This window comes from Enterobacter cloacae complex sp. IR5418 (assembly GCF_049238105.1).
GTDB classification, from domain to species: Bacteria; Pseudomonadota; Gammaproteobacteria; order Enterobacterales; family Enterobacteriaceae; genus Enterobacter; species Enterobacter hormaechei.
Window position 1 is genome coordinate 1 of record NZ_JBMKHS010000109.1, and the last position, 726, is coordinate 726.

Genomic DNA, 726 nt, shown 5'->3' on the forward strand with positions numbered 1-726 from the left:
TGGCGATTAAATACACCATTATCATGCCTTCAGCCACCACAACAAGGGAAGACCCATATGCATACAGCTATATTGATCGGAGGTTTTTCATGCCTAGACACTATGAAATTGACTCAGCCTGGCGTGCGAGCATTAAGCGTGAGCCGAACGGTCGTCAGACAGTTACGACAGAAGCCTTTGTCAGCCAGCTTGCGCTGATTAATTTTCACTGGAGTTGTCGCCAAGCAAATCAGTGGATTGAAACCTACGTGACCGTTTTTAAAGACATTTCCACTCAGGAAGGAGAGAACCGGACATTCATGCTTTTTAACCCCAACGGAGGCCGTTAAAAATGGGTTTTCCATCGCCAGCAACCGACTACCAGGAAAACAGGCTGTCACTCGATCAGCACTGTAATACAGGAGCGCCGGGAGTATTCTTTTTTCGAAGTGATACCTACTCTTTCCGGGAAGGGATAAAGCCTGGTGCGCTGCTCATAGTAGATTTTGGGGGCACGCCCGTTGACGGGTCTTTGGTGCTCTGTGTCCTGGAACAAGAATTCAGGATCATGCGATTGCGACTACACCCCAAGCGGTGTCTCCAGGAACTCGATAAGCTGGATAACTTCAGGGCTATACCTGATGACGATGAGGACGGGTTGGAGGTCAGGGGGGTCATTACGCACATTGTGGCACTGTTGCAAAGTTAGCGATGAGGCAGCCTTTTGTCTTATTCAAAGGCCTTACA

The 726-nt window shown here is 48.9% G+C and carries 2 protein-coding genes; both read left to right on the forward strand.

What is annotated here, in order from left to right:
* Positions 1 to 89: 89 nt before the first annotated feature.
* On the forward strand, positions 90 to 329 hold the full coding sequence (locus tag ACOTX7_RS24290; protein WP_001549892.1) for a hypothetical protein: 240 nt from the start codon (positions 90 to 92) through the stop codon (positions 327 to 329).
* A 2-nt stretch (positions 330 to 331) separates the two neighbouring features.
* Positions 332 to 688 (forward strand): S24 family peptidase, encoded by a 357-nt coding sequence (locus ACOTX7_RS24295; protein WP_004199403.1) that lies wholly within the window; start codon positions 332 to 334, stop codon positions 686 to 688.
* The last annotated feature ends 38 nt before the right edge of the window (positions 689 to 726 follow it).